Source organism: Aminobacter sp. P4_H6_2 (assembly GCF_056400805.1).
This window is the reverse complement of sequence record NZ_JBFUKO010001047.1, coordinates 1-1014: the sequence shown is the minus strand read 5'-3', so window position 1 is coordinate 1014 and position 1014 is coordinate 1. Positions and strand designations below refer to the sequence as shown.

The following is a 1014-nucleotide window of genomic DNA, read 5'->3' as shown; positions in this document are numbered from 1 at the left end:
GGCTGAGCACTTCGTCGCCATAGGCCAAACGCTCGTCGGCTGCGGGAAGTACTGCCTGAATGTTCAACTCGTCGAAATAGGGCTCAGTCATTCCCCACTCATGTGACTGGATGGCGGCCACCGTCTCGGCAAACAGCTGCTCGTAGTCCGTTTCCAGTCGCTCGCCAGGGCCGGTGCCGCTGATAATCCAGCCGGTCGGCGACACGATGGTTTCTCCAACAAAATCGGCATGCACCCGGTTGGGGGCGAAAACGGTGTGGCTTGCCGTGCTGCCGTCGGCCAGCGTCAGTGTCACACCGTAGTGGAACAGGTCATCGGGGCGGGCGGCGAAGGATATCCTGATGTCCCCGGCAAGGGCGGCAAGCGGATAGGTTTCGAGGATGAAGCGGTTTTTTGGCGCGCGCTCGTGAACGGGATAGGTGACCGCAATTTCGGTCACACCGGCCAGATCGAGTTCTTCGAGGAAGAAGTGCAGCAGCGGCTTGTAGGCGGAACGGATGCGGGCGCTGATGCCTTTTTGTGCCAGCTTCTGCTCGGCCGCCTTGCGGCTCGCGCTGTCGTCGAAGGTCCACGCCTGCAGCGTCGCGCCCACACCTGCAGCGGTTGCGACGAGCGCATCCAGCGTGCGCCCGTAGGTCTTTTCGAAAATCGATGTCATCGTGAGGTTCTACCTGTCGGATCGAGGCTGTCGCGGAGCCAGTCACCAAGAAGGTTGAGGCCAAGCACGGTCAGCAAAATGGCGAGGCCGGGAAAGACGCTGACCCACCAGGCCAGCTGCAGATAGGTGCGTCCGTCGGCCAGCATGCCGCCCCAGCTCGGGATCGTCGGATCGACGCCAAGGCCGAGGAAGGTCAGGCTCGACTCGAGCAGGATGTTGCTTGCGACGTTCAGCGTCATCAGCACGATCACCGGTCCGATCAGGTTCGGCAGCAAATGCTGGAAGATGATGCGCCAGTCCCGTACGCCGATGGCACGCGCCGACAAGATGAATTCCCGTTCGCGCAAAGTCAGCAC

At 61.7% G+C, this 1014-nt stretch carries 1 protein-coding gene and 1 pseudogene; both read right to left on the bottom strand.

Annotated elements, in window-relative coordinates:
* Nucleotides 1-658 (bottom strand): annotated as a pseudogene (locus AC1DUU_RS32835) (peptidase M14); the annotation flags it as partial.
* Nucleotides 655-1014: ABC transporter permease (locus tag AC1DUU_RS32830; protein WP_476787454.1), on the bottom strand; the 360-nt coding region annotated here is incomplete at its 5' end. The pseudogene AC1DUU_RS32835 and the gene AC1DUU_RS32830, both read right to left, overlap by 4 nt.